Origin of the sequence: Peptoniphilus sp. KCTC 25270, from assembly GCF_021012875.1 — a bacterium.
GTDB lineage: Bacteria > Bacillota > Clostridia > Tissierellales > Peptoniphilaceae > JAJMZJ01.
In genome coordinates this window covers 93,165-110,899 of the sequence record NZ_JAJMZJ010000002.1, presented here as the reverse complement: position 1 = coordinate 110,899, position 17,735 = coordinate 93,165, and the positions used below count along the sequence as shown (strand labels likewise).

Annotated in this window: 17 protein-coding genes; 16 read left to right on the top strand and 1 reads right to left on the bottom strand. The window is 38.1% G+C overall.

Going from position 1 to position 17,735, the window contains the following annotated elements; all coding sequences use genetic code 11:
- The first annotated feature begins 12 nt into the window (after nucleotides 1–12).
- Both rplQ and LQU94_RS04330 read left to right on the top strand, forming a co-directional pair.
- A complete protein-coding gene (rplQ, locus tag LQU94_RS04335) occupies nucleotides 13–354 on the top strand; it encodes a 50S ribosomal protein L17 (RefSeq protein ID WP_370631504.1) in 342 nt (113 codons plus the stop codon).
- A 383-nt stretch (nucleotides 355–737) separates the two neighbouring features.
- A complete protein-coding gene (locus tag LQU94_RS04330; protein WP_230696466.1) occupies nucleotides 738–1,163 on the top strand; it encodes a hypothetical protein in 426 nt (141 codons plus the stop codon).
- Nucleotides 1,164–1,192: 29 nt separating this feature from the next.
- Here LQU94_RS04330 and LQU94_RS04325 read toward each other — a convergent pair whose 3' ends face one another.
- Nucleotides 1,193–2,098 carry a DMT family transporter gene (locus LQU94_RS04325; RefSeq protein WP_230696465.1) on the bottom strand — a complete coding sequence of 302 codons (906 nt, stop codon included), beginning with the start codon at nucleotides 2,096–2,098 and terminating at the stop codon, nucleotides 1,193–1,195.
- Nucleotides 2,099–2,283: 185 nt separating this feature from the next.
- Here LQU94_RS04325 and rpsF point away from each other — a divergent pair, with 185 nt between their 5' ends.
- The 14 genes from rpsF (at nucleotide 2,284) to LQU94_RS04255 (ending at nucleotide 17,720) form a co-directional block, all read left to right on the top strand.
- The gene (rpsF, locus tag LQU94_RS04320; RefSeq protein WP_230696464.1) at nucleotides 2,284–2,568 is read left to right on the top strand and encodes a 30S ribosomal protein S6; all 285 of its coding nucleotides are present in this window, start codon (nucleotides 2,284–2,286) and stop codon (nucleotides 2,566–2,568) included.
- A 20-nt stretch (nucleotides 2,569–2,588) separates the two neighbouring features.
- A complete protein-coding gene (locus LQU94_RS04315; RefSeq protein WP_230696463.1) occupies nucleotides 2,589–3,098 on the top strand; it encodes a single-stranded DNA-binding protein in 510 nt (169 codons plus the stop codon).
- Nucleotides 3,099–3,123: 25 nt separating this feature from the next.
- On the top strand, nucleotides 3,124–3,348 hold the full coding sequence (gene rpsR, locus LQU94_RS04310) for a 30S ribosomal protein S18 (protein ID WP_230696462.1): 225 nt from the start codon (nucleotides 3,124–3,126) through the stop codon (nucleotides 3,346–3,348).
- Nucleotides 3,349–3,478: 130 nt separating this feature from the next.
- Nucleotides 3,479–4,399, top strand: coding sequence for a DUF2232 domain-containing protein (locus LQU94_RS04305; RefSeq protein ID WP_230696461.1), 921 nt, complete (start codon nucleotides 3,479–3,481; stop codon nucleotides 4,397–4,399).
- Nucleotides 4,400–4,409: 10 nt separating this feature from the next.
- Complete coding sequence (locus tag LQU94_RS04300; protein WP_230696460.1) at nucleotides 4,410–6,407, top strand: DHH family phosphoesterase; 1,998 nt, start codon at nucleotides 4,410–4,412, stop codon at nucleotides 6,405–6,407.
- Nucleotides 6,404–6,850, top strand: a complete 447-nt coding sequence (gene rplI, locus LQU94_RS04295; RefSeq protein ID WP_230696459.1) for a 50S ribosomal protein L9 — start codon at nucleotides 6,404–6,406, stop codon at nucleotides 6,848–6,850. The genes LQU94_RS04300 and rplI overlap by 4 nt, the downstream gene beginning before the upstream one ends.
- Nucleotides 6,851–8,182, top strand: a complete 1,332-nt coding sequence (gene dnaB, locus LQU94_RS04290; protein ID WP_230696458.1) for a replicative DNA helicase — start codon at nucleotides 6,851–6,853, stop codon at nucleotides 8,180–8,182. It begins immediately after the preceding gene.
- Nucleotides 8,183–8,194: 12 nt separating this feature from the next.
- Nucleotides 8,195–9,031 (top strand): undecaprenyl-diphosphate phosphatase, encoded by an 837-nt coding sequence (locus tag LQU94_RS04285; RefSeq protein WP_230696457.1) that lies wholly within the window; start codon nucleotides 8,195–8,197, stop codon nucleotides 9,029–9,031.
- A 275-nt stretch (nucleotides 9,032–9,306) separates the two neighbouring features.
- Entirely contained in the window at nucleotides 9,307–9,621 is a 315-nt protein-coding gene (locus LQU94_RS04280) for a FeoA family protein (protein ID WP_230696456.1), read from the top strand.
- A gap of 116 nt (nucleotides 9,622–9,737) precedes the next feature.
- Nucleotides 9,738–11,717 (top strand): ferrous iron transporter B, encoded by a 1,980-nt coding sequence (locus tag LQU94_RS04275; protein ID WP_230696455.1) that lies wholly within the window; start codon nucleotides 9,738–9,740, stop codon nucleotides 11,715–11,717.
- 21 nt (nucleotides 11,718–11,738) lie between these two features.
- The gene (locus tag LQU94_RS04270; protein ID WP_230696454.1) at nucleotides 11,739–11,876 is read left to right on the top strand and encodes a FeoB-associated Cys-rich membrane protein; all 138 of its coding nucleotides are present in this window, start codon (nucleotides 11,739–11,741) and stop codon (nucleotides 11,874–11,876) included.
- A 241-nt stretch (nucleotides 11,877–12,117) separates the two neighbouring features.
- Nucleotides 12,118–12,285, top strand: coding sequence for a DUF362 domain-containing protein (locus tag LQU94_RS04265; protein WP_230696453.1), 168 nt, complete (start codon nucleotides 12,118–12,120; stop codon nucleotides 12,283–12,285).
- A 130-nt stretch (nucleotides 12,286–12,415) separates the two neighbouring features.
- Nucleotides 12,416–13,330, top strand: a complete 915-nt coding sequence (locus LQU94_RS04260; protein WP_230696452.1) for a YitT family protein — start codon at nucleotides 12,416–12,418, stop codon at nucleotides 13,328–13,330.
- 127 nt (nucleotides 13,331–13,457) lie between these two features.
- Nucleotides 13,458–17,720, top strand: coding sequence for an acyl-CoA dehydratase activase-related protein (locus LQU94_RS04255; protein WP_230696451.1), 4,263 nt, complete (start codon nucleotides 13,458–13,460; stop codon nucleotides 17,718–17,720).
- The last annotated feature ends 15 nt before the right edge of the window (nucleotides 17,721–17,735 follow it).

Genomic DNA, 17,735 nt, shown 5'->3' with positions numbered 1-17,735 from the left:
GAGGACGTTATTGTGGCAAAACAAAGAAAATTAGGCCGCACAACTCCGCAAAGAAGAGCTATGTTAAGAAACTTAACAACGGATCTTCTCCGCGAAGGCCGCATCGAAACCACAGTGACTCGTGCAAAAGAAACTAGACGCATGGCGGAAAAAATGATCACTCTTGGTAAAAGAGGCGATTTACACGCAAGACGCCAAGCTTTAGCATACATCTTTGATGAAGACGTAGTAACTCGTTTATTCGAAGAAATTGCACCGGGTTATAGCGAACGCAACGGTGGATACACTCGCATTTTGAAAAAAGGTCCACGTGTAGGCGACGCAGCTGAAATGGCGATTATTGAATTGGTTTAATAAATAATAAAGGCCGGTTTTTCCGGCTTACATAAAAAGAACCACGGATATCCGTGGTTCTTTTTTATTGGCAAGAAACGCAAAAAATACGAAAATAAATAAAAAGAATTGAATTTTTCAGAATAAAAAAGATTGAAAAAAATGTCTTGTTTGGTACAATAATATTGATATAAACTTCAAAACAAAAGAATTTAGAAATATATGTATTGCTTTATTTTACAATAAAGAAGCATATGTATATAGAAATGGGCAAGGGAATGAAAATATCTTCTGTGCCATCTGCTTATGATGAAGGTGGACTGGTTCCTTTAGATACCATTTCTTTTACGCTGAAAATGAAAGAATAGAAGAAGAGAGTTGCTATAAAATTTGGGGGAGAAACTATGAAAGTAAGCAAAAAGATATTGATTTATACAACGATTTTACTCATTGTCAATCTTTTTCTCATTTTGTTTTTGAAGAGAGATTTTTATAATGGAAATGTAGGAGATTTTGTCTTTTATGCCTCCGCCCTATTTTTTTCCTTGGCCAATTTAATCCTTCTTATTACAAATTTGAAGGAAAAGGGGCTAAAAAAATACCTTCCTATCCTTTGTTGTATCTATATCTCCCATTTTCTTTTTATTGGTTTGATCAACTACCTATTGAAGGAAAATTATATTAGAGAAATGGAAACAGTAACAAAGGGTGTAGAGGGGATTTTAGAAGCCCAAAGGATTTACGGTGGGATGGGACAGATGATCTCCTTATTTTTATCTTGGAATCGATTCCTTTTGCTTTCCTTCCTATTTCGAAAAGAGGATTTCTAAATAAACAAAAAAAGAGAAAGGCCAGTAAATTAGCCTTTCTCTTTTTTTGTACCTTGAATGGTTAAAAGAAGAATGGATCCAAGGATGAATACCATTCCCAAAAGATCGATTGGGGAGAAAATGGTTCCATACAATAAAACGGCGATAAGAGTAGAAAAAACTGGTTCGGATAGGGAAAAAATACCAGAAAGAGAGGGACCGGCGAGGCGCTGCCCTTCCATAAATAAGACGAAAGGAAAGAAGGTTCCGCCAAAAATGCAATAAAGTAAGGCCAAAATCGAATAAAAATCCCAGGTTACAGTAGAGAGGGTATGGGGACGAACCAATAGAAATAGAGTAACTCCTCCTAGAATCATAGCGGGCCCTACAATATCCATGGAAGTGTAGCGAGCTTGTAGCTTCAAAGGAGCGACATTAAAAGTTGCATAGCCTAAAGCGGACAACAATCCCCAGAATAGGGCCTTTTCATTAATAGAAAGAACGGAAAAATTTCCATGGGTTACAAGCAAAACCACGCCAAAAATAGAAACGATTAAAGCTAGAAAAACTTTTCGTTCGGGCCACTTTTTGTATTGAATGGACAAGAAGAAAAGGAGCAGAAAGGTTCCCAAATATTCAAGGAGGGTACTTGTGGGAGCGTTAGAGTAGAGAATGGCCACAAAATAGCCAAATTGCATTAACAAAATCCCTCCAATGGCATAAAAAGCAAGGGGGAGGTAGTTGGCTTTTACCTTTAGAATGGAAAGGGCAGCGGATCCTTTTTTCCAGCTATTGTAAAGAAGAATGGAAAAACCAGCTCCCAAAAGACGGACCACGACCAAATCTTCTGGGGTGAAATTTTTTGTCTTAAAAAGCCATCCTCCAATATTTCCATTAAAGGCCCATAAAAAGGCGCAAAGCATAACGATAAACAATCCCTTGGTTTCTTTTTTCATAGTAAATCCTTTCCTATTGCAATAATTTATCCTACCATATTTTTGAAAAAGTATAAAGATAGAAAGAAAAGAAATAGGAGGAATGTAGAGAATTTCCTTGACGAGAGGGGCTGGTTTATCATATAATACTAAGGATTGATATCCTTGCTCTGTAAGGAGCCGATAGTCCACAAGGAGGTGAAAAGATGAACAAATATGAAGCGATTTTAATGTTTTACCCAGACGTAGAGGCAGAAAAGAGAGAAGCTCATTTCGAAAGATTGAAAAATGTCTTATCTGAAGGTGGTAACATTTCCAACATCGATGAGTGGGGTAGCCGTAAATTGGCTTATGAAATTCAATACTACAAAGAAGCTTTCTACACTTTGGTTGAATTTGAAGCAGAACCAGCTACTATCAAAGAATTTGATCGTGTTGCGAAAATTCTAGATTCAGTTATGAGACATATGGTTATTCGTATCGAAGAATAATAGACGGGATTGGTGATATCATGAATTTAGTTGTACTCTATGGAAGATTAACAAGAGAACCAGAATTACGCTATAGTCAAAATGGAATGGCAAACGTCTTTGTTACCATTGCTGTAGACCGTGGATTGTCTAAAGAAAAAAGACAACAAGCCGAAGCGACAGGTCAGCCAACTGCTGATTTTATCTCTTGTAAAGCTTTTGGTAAAACGGCTGAAATGTTAGGAAATTATTTCCACAAAGGAAGCCGAATTGCTGTTGAGGGTCGTATTCAAACAGGAAGTTATGATAAGAATGGTCAACGTATTTTTACCACAGATATTATTATCAATCGCGTTCACTTTGTAGATTCTGCAAGTGAAAGCGGAAATAGCAATATGGGTGGTTTTGATAATACGAACCAAGGTGGTGGACAGTTTGCTGCTCCTCCAACCAATATGAACTATCAACAACCTCAAGAAAACAATTCCTTTGGTCCAAAATCGGATGACGAAGGATATTACCCTATCGACAACGACGATATCCCATTTTAATACTCTAAGTTAAAGGGGGAGAACAATGCAAAGAAGATACCGTTCAAGAAAAAAAGTATGTGCTTTCTGTGCAGATAAAAGCAAAGAAATCGACTACAAAGATGCACAAACTTTGAAAAAATATATTTCTGATAGAGGAAAAATTTTACCTCGCAGAGTAACAGGTACTTGCGCGAAACATCAACGTAAAGTTACTACAGCTGTAAAACGCGCTAGACAAATTGCACTATTACCATATAGCGCAGACTAATATAAAATTTATAATTTGAATACACACACGGGAAAAACCTCTACAAACGTAGAGGTTTTTTCTTGTATTTTTCGAACACGTGGAAGAATATCGTATTTTATGGTAAACTATCATAATACGAGGTGAGTAATTGAAAGAGAATAATCAAGATTTTATGGCATCTTTGATGCTTTTAACAAAGGGTGCTTGTTTAGGGATTGCAGGTATGATTTTACCTATATTTTTCTTATTTTTCCCCGCTCCTTTTATTGTGGAGTCGGTAAAAAAAGGAATTTTGAAATCCATGGGAGTATTCCTTGTAGTATGTTTAATCATTGGATGGGTCTATGGAGTTTCCCAAGGCTTTTTTGTATTGACGACTTTTGGACCGTTTATTTTGGCTTTTGATTATTGTATCAAAACGAAAAAAGGTATTGGAGTCACCCTTCTAGTAGGAACGATGTTGTTTTTGTTCTCTCTAGGGTTTAATCTTTACATGAGCCAAGGGTTGGAGTTCTTACAGTCTAAGGACGCTTTTTCTCAAATGATTCAAGCGGAAAAAGAGATATTTACACAAGCAGGGATTCCGGAAGTGGAAATGGAACGTATGGTTCAACAAGTGAAAGAAACGACCAATATGATGCTGATGCTATTGCCGTCCATTTTTCTATTGGTGAGTTTAGCGGTTTCTTATATAACGTACTCTATGGTAGGAAAACGCCTTTTTTTCCAAGGGGTGCGTATTTTATCGCCGCCTCCTTTTGTGTTTATTCGTTTGCCGAGAAATATGGTTGCGACGATGTTAATTGTATTTTTCTTGGCAGCTCTTGCAGCGAATCTTTTGAATTTTAACGTGGAAATTTTTATTTACAACTTGACGTTTGTAGCTATGGGTTTATTATTGTTCCAAGGGCTATCTGTGGCAAGCTTTTTCTTACATCGATTTGTGCCAATGAGCATTTTTCGAGGCTTGTTTTTGGGAATCCTCATTATTGTTCCATTTTTTCAAATGGGAATCGTAATGATCGGTTTATTGGATCAGTGGATGAATTTCAGACGAATCCAAGGATAGAGGAGATTGTATGGAGACGAAACATTTTACATTAAAAAATTACCAAGTATATCTTGGTTATATTGTTGTATTAATATTGGCTTTGTTTTTCCAAAATCGAATTATGGGAACCATTTCTCTTGTTGGGTTTGTGTTTATTGTTTATTACGCCATTCACCAATCGGATCGAAACAACGCTATGGTGATTAGCCAAATGGAATCCTTATCTCAAGATTTTGATAAACTAACCGAAAATGCTGTGTTTAACATGCCTTTTCCCTTGGTTGTAACCGATGATGAGGGAATGATTCAATGGTACAATGGGCCTTTCTTGAAATTGTTCAAGGAAGAAACGATTATGGGAAAAGATTTGAAAACCTATGTTTCTAGTTTTGTAGAGTATGATTTCCAAACGCTAAAGACAGGGAAATTAGGGCACATTGAGTTGGCAGAGGAAACCTACGAGCTTTATAGTAGCGTGGTAGAGGGAAAAGATCGAGCCGATGGAAGAAAACTTTGCTTGTTTTATTTTATTAACAACGAAGAGTATTTTGAGTTGGAAAAAATGTATCAAGAAGAGCAAGCGGTATTGGCCTTGGTGGAATTGGATAACTATAATGAGGTAATGGACTCAACAGAGGCCTCCTCAAAGCCTTTGCTTATTGCCAAGGTAGACCAAATTGTAAACGAGTATTTTCAATCCAAAGGAGCTTTGGTGCGAAAGTTTGAAGACGATACCTATTTGGTGGTAATGCGCTATCAAGATTTCCTAGGTTTTAGAGAAAATCGATTTGCTTTATTGGACGAGGTCCGTTCCATTAATGAGGGAAATACCATCGATCTTACTTTAAGTATTGGTGTATCAAGAAAGGGCTTAAACTTTTTAGAGGCTTACAATGAAGCCGATACTAGCTTAGACGTAGCTTTAGGCCGCGGGGGAGACCAGGCGGTTGTGGTTGCAGAGGATAATTACGAATATTTTGGCGGAAAATCCAAAGCGGTGGAAAAACGAAACAAAGTAAAGGCGAGAGTATTAGGAATTGCTTTGCGCCAACTGATTGATAAATCCCATCGTGTTTTTGTTATGGGACATACGAATCCTGATATGGATGCCATTGGCGCAGCTGTTGGGGTTATGAGTGCTGTTCGAAATCGAGGGAAAGAAGGATATTTGGTATTAAATAAAAGCAATCCTTCCATTGACAATTTAATGAAACGAATGCGCGAAGAGGAAAAAGATCTCTACGGGAAAGTTATTACTGGCGATCAGGCCCAAGAGCGTATGCATCCGAACGATTTGTTGATTTTGGTAGATAATCACAAGCCTTCTTTTACGATCCATCCAGAATTGCTAGAAGGAGCAAGAAATGTGGTTGTGATTGACCATCATCGACGAGGAAAAGAAATAGTAGAGGATCCCGTTCTTACCTATATTGAACCCTATGCCTCTTCTACTTCAGAGCTAGTAACCGAAATGATTACTTATATGTATGATGATACAGGCTTTACTACTTTTGAAGCGGACGCTTTAATGAGTGGGATTGTTGTAGATACGAAGAATTTTACCTTCCGTACAGGGGTTCGTACCTTTGAGGCAGCCTCTACATTGCGCCGAGCTGGTGCAGATATGGGTAAGGTTCGTGTACTCTTTGAAGATGATTACAATACCATTATTTCTCGAGCAGGAGTGGTTCATAAGGCGAAGATTGTCTATGAAAAGATAGCGATTAGCCGTCTAGAAGAAGATGCGGAGAATGGTGTGTTGGTAAGTGCTCAAGCCGCCGATGAATTGTTGGATATTCACGGAATCAAAGCGAGTTTTGTTTTATCGCCGAAGAAAGACGTGATCCATATTTCTGGCCGTTCTTACGGAGAAATTAGCGTTCAGTTAATTTTAGAAAAATTAGGTGGCGGTGGCCATTTGAATATGGCAGGGGCCCAATTGGAAATGACAAATTTAGATGAAGCCGAAGGCCAATTGATCGAGGCCATTGGAGAATATTTTACGGAAGAGGGAGATGTGGAATGAAAATTATATTATTACAAGACGTTCCTAGTTTAGGAAAAGCGGGAGATTTGGTAGATTCAAAAAGTGGTTATGCTAGAAATTATCTTTTCCCAAGAAAAGCAGCTATAGAAGCAACAGAAGAAAACTTGGCCAATTGGAAAGAACAAAAAGCCAGAGAAGAGGCAGAAGAAGCCCAACGCGTTGCAGATGCAAAAGCGGTAAAAGAAAAATTGGAAAAAATCACAGTAAAATTGCAAGCCAAAGGAGGCGATGGAGGAAAATTATTTGGTGCCATTACTTCTAAGGACATTGCCGATGAAATCCAAAAACAAATCGGCGAAAAATTGGACAAAAAGAAAATTGATTTGAAAGAAAATATTAAGACAACAGGAAAGAGAACCGTATCGATCAAAGTGTACGGAGATGTTGTTGCAGATGTAGCCGTGGAAGTGGAAGCAATCTAAATGGAAACAATGGATATGGGAAGGATTCCTCCCTATTCGGAAGAGGCGGAGATATCTTTATTGGGAGCGTTGCTTTTAAGTAAAGATTCCATTACCACAACCGTAGAAATTCTTCATCGTGAAGATTTTTATTATGAAGCCCATCGCATCATTTTTAATGCGATTTTGGCATTGTATGAAAAAAATCAGCCTGTAGATATTACGACGGTTTCCAATTCTTTAGATAAAGCCAATCAATTAAAAGGGGTTGGAGGCTATAGTTATTTGGCGAAACTTGCCAATTCAGCGGGAACTTTTTCCAATGCAGAGGCCTATGCTCAAATTATTAAAGAGAAGGCAACTCTTAGGGCTTTAATAGAAGCAGGAAACCAAATTGTGGCAGATGGTTATTCCGATTCCGAAGAAGTAGGAGCCATTATTGAAAAGGCCGAGAAAAGTATTTTTGATATTACCCAGGGAAATCAAAGAAACGGTTTGGTATCCCTTCGTGAAACCTTAAAAGAAACCTATCAACAAATGGAAGAAAGAGCCGCAAACCCAGGAAGCTTAACGGGGCTAACTACGGGTTTCATTGACTTGGACAGAAAACTTTCTGGTCTACAAAAATCCGACTTGGTTTTGTTGGCCGCTCGTCCTTCCATGGGGAAAACCGCCCTTATGGTAAATATTTCAACCAATGCCGCCTTAAAAGGAGGCGCCTCTGTTGCAATGTTTTCTCTAGAAATGAGTCGTCACCAACTTTCTCAGCGTATTATCTCTTCTATTTCCCATGTGGATTTGATGAAGGTTATATCAGGAGATTTGAACGAAGACGAATGGGGAAAAGTTATAGAAGCCATGACCGTTATTTCTGAAATCCCCATTAGCATCGATGATACCCCCGGAATCACGCCTTTGGAAGTAAAGGCAAAGTGTCGACGATTGAAAGCGGAAAAGGGCTTAGATTTAATTGTAATCGATTATTTGCAGCTAATGGAAGTGGGAGGACGTGCCGACAGTCGTCAACAAGAAATTTCGGCGATTTCTCGTTCTCTAAAAGCCGTAGCCAAAGAATTGGATGTGCCTTTAATTGCCCTATCTCAGTTATCTCGTGCCCCAGAACTTCGTGCGGATCATCGCCCAATTTTGTCGGATTTACGAGAATCTGGAGCCATTGAACAGGATGCAGACGTGGTTATGTTCCTGTATCGTGACGATTATTATAACCCAGAATCGGAGAAGGCAAATCTAGGAGAAGTTATTATTGCAAAACACAGAAACGGTCCAACAGGCACCGTAGAATTGATGTTTAAGAAAGAATTTACGAAGTTCTTGAATTTATCAACGAACTAAAGAGGAAAATATATGGATTTTATTAAAGTTTTACTATTAGGGATAGTAGAAGGAATTACGGAATTTCTACCAGTTAGTAGTACCGGCCATTTGATTTTATTTCATGAATTTATAAAATTAGAGCCAGCAACCTTTCAAAATGCCTTTGATGTATGTATTCAGTTGGGAGCCATTTTAGCTGTTGTGGTATTGTATTTCCACAAACTCTATCCTTTTTCAAAGATTGACGAAAAGGGAAATCCAGCTCGTCCAGATAAAGTGCAATATACCATTGGCCTTTGGATAAAAGTGGTTATTGGTGTGTTGCCATCTGCTGTATTGGGCTTTTTATTCGATGATTTTATCGATGCCCATTTATTTAATTCCACAATAGTGGCCATTATGTTAGTGGTCTGGGGAATTATCATCCTTTTGGTAGAAAATTTCAATCAAAAAAGAGGAAGAAGACCAAAATTTAACGACGTAGGAAAGATTCCTGTAGGCATTGCCTTTGCCATTGGTTTGTTCCAATGCTTAGCTATGATTCCAGGAACGAGCCGATCGGCAGCAACCATTATGGGAGCTTTGCTCCTTGGAGCAAGTCGTGGAGCGGCGGCGGAATTTTCTTTCTTCTTAGCCATCCCAACCATGATGGGGGCCACTTTGCTAAAAATCGTAAAAAATGGATTGGTCTTTAGTGGCTACCAATGGTTTTTGGTATTTTTAGGAGCATTGGTAAGTTTTATTGTAGCTATTATCGTTATTAAAAAATTCCTAGGTTATGTACAGAAAAAAGATTTCAAAATTTTCGGATATTATCGAATCGTTCTGGGAATTATCTTACTCATTGCATTCCAATTCTTTTTGTAATATAAAACGCGTCTAAATGGAAAATGAATTTAGACGCTATTTTTTTGCAAAAATTAGAAGCGAGAAGAGAGACTTCTCTCTTTTTCATGGATCGGAACATTGATAAGGAGGAAATGAAAGAAAAATTTTGAAAAAAGAACTGTTTAGAGAATTATTTTGATATTTATTTTCAAAGGTATTGAAAATAATTCTCTTTTTGTTATAATAGAATGTAGTTGATAATTTGTATTAAAATTCACATACATAAAAGTGGAAGCAAAGAAAGTTGGGGTATCATGGTGGAAAATTGCATTTCAAATAATAAAAGAAAAAAATGGGGCCTGTTTAATCGAAAGGCTTCAAAAAAAGCCATGGATTCACAATTGTTAGGAACTTTGGCTGGCGGAAAAGTAAATACAGAATATCATATTGATGCCATTGAAGCAGAAAATGAGGAAGTCAAAGATTTCTTATTTACCCTTGGTTGTTACGAAGGGGAAAAAGTTACGCTTATTTCTCGTATTGGAGACCAATACGTAATTGTAGTAAAAGACGCACGATATAGTATTGATAAAGATTTGGCTGCTTCTATAAAAATTTCTACAATTTAAAAGCAGAGAGGTATATTTATTCTCACAGAATTTTTGTACATAGAGGATAAATATATTTTTATAGCAAGCACTGATAATGGTTATCAACTTAGAACTATGCTATAAGGAGAGGACATATGAAAATTGCATTGACGGGAAATCCCAACAGTGGGAAGACGACACTGTTTAATGGGATTACAGGCAGTATTGAGCATGTAGGGAACTGGGCCGGCGTTACGGTTGAGAAAAAAGAAGGGACGTTGAAAAAGAATCTAAATCCAAACGATGAAAATATCGTAGTGGTGGATTTGCCAGGAGCTTATTCCATGTCTCCTTTCACATCGGAAGAGAGCATCACTCGTGATTTCGTTCAAAATGAAAATCCAGATGTGATTATTAATATCGTAGATGCTACGAATTTAAGTCGCTCTTTATTCTTTACAACTCAGTTGCTAGAATTAAATATTCCAGTGGTTGTGGCTCTAAATAAATCGGACTTGGTAGAGAAAAAGGGAAATTCCATTGACGTCGAATTATTGTCTAAAGAATTGGGTTGCCCTGTGATTGAAACCGTATCCGTTCAAGGGGGAGATAACGGTCACAAGGAATTGATTGAGGCGGCAAAATCTTCTGTAGGAAAGGGCCAAGTGGCTTTATTGGATTCTAGCCAGGTGGATTATGCGGATAAAAATTCTGTAGAGGAAATGGATAAGGCTCGTTTTGAGGCAGTAAAATCCATTGTGGAAAAAGTTGAAAAACGAGAGGTTTTTAGTAACCAAGAAAACAAACAGGATTCTTTGGATCGTATCTTGGCTCATCCTTGGTTAGGGATTCCGATTTTTGCCGTTGTTATGTGGGCGGTATTCTCGATTTCTCAAACGTACGTAGGGCCATTTGTTGCAGACTTTTTAGTAGGAAAGATTGATCAATTTTATGCCTTTGTAGAAGGTGCCATGGGCGATAGCGTTTCTCCTATTTTATCTACTTTATTATTAGACGGAATTATTGGCGGGGTTGGAGCTGTAGTTGGTTTCTTGCCATTGATTATGGTATTGTTCTTCTTACTTGCTTTGTTAGAAGATAGCGGTTATTTGGCTCGTGTGGCTTTAATTATGGATCGTTTCTTCAAAAGAGTGGGCTTATCAGGGAAATCCATTATTCCTATGATTATTGGTACAGGTTGTGCCATTCCAGGAGTTATGGCAACGCGTACCATTAAAGACGAAACACAACGTAGAACAACCGCGATGTTAACGCCTTTTATGCCTTGTGGAGCAAAACTTCCTGTTATCGCTTTATTTGCAGGAGTATTCTTCAAGGAAGCGGCATGGGTTGGAACTTCTATGTATTTCTTAGCAATTATCCTTATTGTTATTAGTGCCTTGATTATTCGAAAAATTACTGGAGAAGACAAAGTAAAAAATTATTTTATTATGGAACTTCCAGAATATCGAATTCCAAGCGTAAAAAGAGCTTTTATTTCCATGATGGACCGAGCGAAAGCCTTTATTATTAAAGCAGCAACCATTATCTTGATTTGTAATGTATTGGTTCAAATTATGCAAATGTACAATTGGAGCTTCCAAGTCGTTGCAGAAGGAGCAGAAAGCACCAGTATTTTAGCAAGTATCGCCCATCCATTTGCCATTCTTTTGGTACCTTTGGGATTTGGCGCATGGCAATTGGCAGCAGCTGCCATTACTGGATTTATCGCCAAAGAAAATGTAGTTGGGACTCTAGCCGTAGTTTATGGAGTAACCAATTTTATTGACACAGAAGAATTGTCTTTGGTATCTGGGGCCAGCTCTGTAGAAGAAGTAATGGGATTAACAGCCGCCGCAGCGTTAGCTTACTTGGCATTTAACTTATTTACTCCTCCTTGCTTCGCAGCCATTGGGGCAATGAATGCAGAAATGGAATCAAAAAAATGGGTGTTTGGAGCCATTGGATTCCAATTATCCATGGGATATGTTGTGGCTTTCTTAATTTATCAAATTGGCACATTGGTTCAAACTGGCAGTATAGGAGTTGGATTTGTTCCAGGATTGATTGCTGTATTATGTATTATAGGTTTTATTGGGTATCTAATGAATAAGGGAAGCAAAAAAACCGCCTAAAACAGAATGTAGGAGGTAGAAATGGGAAATTTAATTGTAGGATTGATTCTTGTTGCGATTTTAGCAGCGGCTGGCTATAAAATTTATTGGAACAAAAAACACAATGTGAAATGTTCTGGCTGTTCTGGAGGATGCAACTGTAGCCATTCCCAAGAATAAAACAAGAAAATTGCAAAAATATAGAAAAATGGCTAAATTTAGCCAAAAAGTCTCCTTCGGGGGACTTTTTTATTCCGAGTAAAAACCTTGGGATTGTGAAAAAAATATTAAAAAAAGGCCTATATTTATCAAAATCCCCTTGTAATTGATAAAAAAGATGTTATAATAAATTCAAGAAGTAAATAAATAACGGTTTTTTATTTGGTATATGACCGTTAAAATTAATTGGAGGTATTTTATTATGGCACATGTAATTACTGACGCTTGTATCGCTTGTGGAGCTTGCTTACCAGAATGTCCAGTTAGCTGTATTTCTGAAGGTGATATCTACGAAGTAGATCAAAATTCTTGCATCGATTGTGGTGCTTGTGCAGGTGTTTGCCCAACTGGCGCTGCTCAACCTGAATAAGAATTATTTGATACATAGTATCGAAAAAGGATGTCTAAAGACATCCTTTTTTTGTGCTTTTGAATTTCTTGACGCGAATAGAGGAAACGTGATACTCTCAAAATGAGAATAGAGATGGGAGTGAGAAAATGTGGAAAAAGTAGAAACGAAATTGTATAAGTTACTGGGAATGAATCGAAAAGAAATTTTGTTTTCATTAATTATGATTGTTATTGGAAGTATTATTTATACTTACGGAGTAAATGGCTTTATTATGCCCAATAAATTCAGCAGTGGAGGGGTTTCAGGTTTAGCGATTATTATCTATTATTTAACCAATATTGGAATCGGTACCTCCAATTTTTTATTAAACACAACCATTGTTATTTTAGGTTGGCGATTTTTAGAGAAACGAACCCTAATTTTTACGGGGATTACTTTAACCATCGTAAGTTTTTTATTGAATTATTTTACTCCCCCACCATTTTATTCAGAAAATCTTCTAATTTCCGCCGCAGCGGGAGGGCTTTGTACAGGTCTAGGAATGGGTATCATTCTAAGAGGAAGAGGGACAACAGCAGGGACCGATATTATTGCCTTGATGCTAAAAAAATATTTAGGGATTCCTTTTGCCAGTGCGGTCCTTGGGTGCAATGTAATTGTTGTATTTATTTCCTCTTTCACTATTGGGGTAGAAAAAGCCATTGTCACTTTGATTATGTTATTTATTTCCAGTAAATTAATTAACGCTGTAACCGAAGGCTTTGATCAGAAAAAATCCATTATGGTGGTTTCCAATGAACCCAATGCCATAGCCGAGGAAGTTGTACATAAAATTGATCGGGGAATTACCGTTCTCTATGGACGAGGATATTTTTCCAAAACAGAAAAACAAGTCTTATATATTGTTGTAAGTCGTTATCAAAGCCTAAAAATACAACGCTTAATTGCGGAAGTAGACCCACATGCTTTCATCTCTGTATCCGACGTACAACAAGTAATCGGCCAAGGATTTACTTTCTTTAATCCCACCAATCGCAATGACAAATTTTACTTAAAGTATTAAAAAACTTGCCATTTCTTTTCAAGATAAATATAACAACTTTTTTATATAAGTGGTATAATACGATTATTATCGAAACAATAAAAATCTATTATAAATATGAAGGAAAATGAAAGGTAAGGTGTCAAAAATGATTCATATGGGTTTGGACGTAGGCTCCACGACCGTTAAGTTAGTCGCCTTGTCAGAGGATTTAGAAATCCTATATTCAACGTACCAAAGACACTTTTCTGATGTAAAGAAAACCGTTCAGGAAGTTTTGTCTGCTTGTTATGATGCGTTCAAATACGAAAAAATAACCATCAATGTAACAGGAAGTGGTGGTTTATCTGTCCATGAATTGCTAGACATTGATTTTATCCAAGAGGTTGTGGCTGGAACGGTTTCCATTCAGCAATTGTTGCCAGAAACAGACGTTGCCATTGAATTGGGTGGAGAAGACTCCAAAATCACCTATCTAAAAGGGAGTTTGGAACAACGGATGAACAGTATTTGCGCCGGTGGGACAGGAGCTTTTATTGACCAAATGGCTTCTCTTTTGAAAACCGATGCTTCCGGTCTAAATGAGTTGGCAAAGACCCATAGCAAAATCTATCCCATTGCCAGCCGTTGTGGTGTATTTGCTAAAACCGACGTACAGGCTCTTTTGAACCAAGGGGCTACAAAGGCCGATATTGCGGCTTCTGTATTCCAATCGGTAGTAAATCAAACCATCTCTAACTTGGCGTGCGGCCGTCCCATTCGTGGAAAAGTGGCCTTCTTAGGGGGACCTCTTCACTTTTTGCCAGAACTGAAACAAAGATTTATCGAAACGCTAAATTTAACAGAGGAGGAAATTTTATCTCCAAGTAATGGGCAAATTTTTGTTGCCTTAGGAGCGGCGATTTCCAGTCGTGAAAGTGCTCCCATTTCTTATTTAAGTTTGTATGAACGTTTGGGAAAGGCAAAGCCAAAGATCCATCAAGAAAATGGAATTTTAGAGCCACTTTTTGCCAATGAGGAAGAATTGGAAGAATTCCGAAAACGCCACGATGGAAACGACTTAAAACGTAGAAATATAGAAGACTACAAAGGGCCGATTTATTTAGGAATTGACGCCGGTTCGACCACCACAAAAGTAGTCGCTTTATCAGACCAAGAAGAAGTTCTATTTGAAGCCTATGGTTCCAACAATGGGAATCCGTTGGATATGGTTCGAGAACGAATTTTGGAATTGTACGAAAAAATGGGGGCGGACAGTTACGTTGCCTCCAGTGGAATTACAGGGTATGGAGAAGACTTTATTAAAGCAGCTTTCCATATTGACCATGGGGAAGTAGAAACCATCGCCCATTTCCGTGCGGCTCGTTTCTTTGAACCAGAAGTGGATTTTATCTTGGACATTGGTGGACAAGATATGAAGGCGATGCAAGTAAACGGGGATGTTATTGAATCCATTTTGTTAAACGAAGCCTGTAGCTCTGGTTGTGGATCTTTCTTAGAAACTTTCGCAAAATCCGTGCAACATTCTGTACAAGATTTTTCTCAAGTGGCTTTATCTTCAGAAGAGCCTGTAGACTTAGGAAGTCGCTGTACGGTATTTATGAACTCAAAAGTAAAACAGGCTCAAAAGGAAGGGGCTGAAGTTTCTGATATTTCGGCAGGATTGGCCTACTCCGTAATTAAAAATGCCATCCAAAAAGTAATCAAAGTGCGGGATCCAAAAACATTAGGAAATCACATTGTAGTACAAGGGGGAACTTTCTATAGTGACGCCGTGCTTCGTGCTTTTGAAAAAATTACAGGACGGGAAGTAACTCGTCCAAAAATGTCGGGGACCATGGGTGCCATCGGTATGGCTTTATTATCCAAAGAGCGGGCACATGGCGAAAGTACTCTAATTACCCAAGAAGAGATGGAATCTTTCACTTACGAAACCAAAACAGCCCATTGTGGTCAATGTACCAATCAATGTCAGTTGACCATTAATTTCTTCAATGGAAACGAGCGTTTTATTACAGGAAACCGCTGTGAAAGAGGAGCCGGAATCGTAAAAAATGAAGAAGAAATGTTGCCAAACTTGTACAAATACAAATTGGAGCGTCTTTTCGACTACGATTCCCTAGAAGAAGACCAAGCCAAACGAGGCGTTATCGGTTTGCCAAGAGTGTTGAATATGTATGAAAACTATCCATTCTGGCACACTTTCTTTACGCAATTGGGGTACCGTGTTGTCTTATCGGATCCAAGTTCAAGAAAGATTTACGAAAAAGGAATCGAGTCCATTACTTCGGAAACGGCTTGTTATCCGGCAAAAATTGTTCACGGTCACATTGAAAATTTAATTGAAAAGAACGTTCCAACGATTTTCTATCCATCCATTTTCTATGAAGACCAACAATTTGAAAATGCAAACAATACGCTAAATTGTCCGGTAGTAACAGGATATAGCGAAGTAATAAAAAATAACGTAGAAAATTTGGAACTTCATAATGTAAACTTTATGAATCCCTTCCTATCTTTTGATAACCATAAAAAAATGGCTTCTCGTTTGGAAGAAATTTTCCCAAGCATTCCAATGGGAGATATTAAAAAAGCGGTAAAACGGGCTTACGAAGAACAGGAACGCTATCGAGAAGACGTGCGACAAGAAGGAAAACGAGTAATGAAGTGGTTGGAAGAAACGGATTCCATCGGAATTGTATTGGCGGGACGTCCTTATCATATTGATGGAGAAATCAACCATGGAATTTCTGAACTCATTACTTCTTTAGGAATGGCGGTTCTATCAGAAGATAGCATTGTAGAAAAAGAAAATATTGACGGGAAATTGCGAGTATTGGATCAATGGAATTACCATTCTCGCCTTTATCGAGCAGCCAAATTGGTGGCCGAATCCGAGCATTTAGAAATGGTACAATTGAACTCTTTCGGTTGTGGAATTGATGCTGTTACTACAGATCAAGTAAACGAAATCTTAAATGCCAACCATAAAATTTATACGGTGTTAAAAATAGACGAAGTAAACAATCTAGGAGCGGTGCGAATTCGCCTACGTTCTTTAATGGAAGCCGTTCAAAATCGGACCATCGACAAAGAAGCCGAAACCATTTACAATGATCCTGTTTTGTTTACAGAGGAAATGAGAAAGACCCACACGATTTTGATTCCACAAATGGCGCCTACTCATTTTGCTATTTTAGAGCCCGTTCTTCGCCAAGAAGGACTAAACGTAGAAGTCTTACCAAATCTGTCCTCCCATGTGGTGGATGAAGGATTGCGTTATGTAAACAACGATGCATGCTATCCATCGATTTTTGTCGTAGGACAATTTATGGATGCAGTAAAAAGTGGGCGATACGACACGGACAACTTAACTCTTCTTATGGCACAAACAGGAGGAGCTTGTCGTGCATCCAATTATGTAGGATTTATTCGCCGTGCCTTAAAAGACGCGGGATACGGACATATTCCTGTATTGGGAGCGTCCTTCCAAGGAATTGAAAAGCATCCAGGTTTCTCTTTTGGAAAAAGACAATTGTTGCGCTTAGGGAAAAAAGCCGTACAATCTCTTCTTTATGGAGATTTGATTATGCGCCTATCCAATGCAACTCGCCCTTACGAAACCATTAAAGGATCCGTAAAAATCCTGGAAGATCGTTGGATTTCCATCGCGTCGGATGAAAAATTGACCTATTCCAAGAGTGAATTTGCTTCGAATGTAAAATCTATGATTCAAGAATTTTCTGAATTGGAAATCATCGAAGAAGTAAGACCAAAAGTCGGGATTGTAGGAGAAATTTTGGTAAAATATTTACCGGAAGCCAACAATCACGTTCAACAATTATTAGAAGAAGAAGGAGCAGAAGTGGTAATCCCAGATTTAACGGATTTCATGCTCTATAGCTTCAAAAATTCAGAAATCAAACGAAGCCGTTATGGAACGAGTTATAAGGCGGAGTTTATTTCCAATATGATGACAAAATATGTAGAGTCCTATCGTGGGATTATTATGAGAGAATTGGAAGGAACTCGCTACGATACGCCTCTTCCTATTGAACAACTAATGGCCTATGCGGAAGAGTTTGTAGATTTAGGAAATCAATACGGGGAAGGTTGGTTGTTAACAGCAGAAATGGTAGAGTTAATCCATTCTGGTGCAGGAAATATTGTCTGTGTACAACCGTTTGGATGTTTACCAAACCATATTACGGGAAAAGGTGTAATTAAAGCCATTCGAGAAAAATATCCAATGGCCAACATTGTGCCTATCGACTTTGATGCTTCTGCTTCTGAGGTAAATCAATTTAACCGAATTAAGTTGATGCTATCCCAAGCCAATAAAAACAAATACGAAAACGACAATTTGGCAAAAGGATTGCGAGAAAGAAAATGTGTCGAAAAACATGGATAAGAGGAGAAGAAGCTA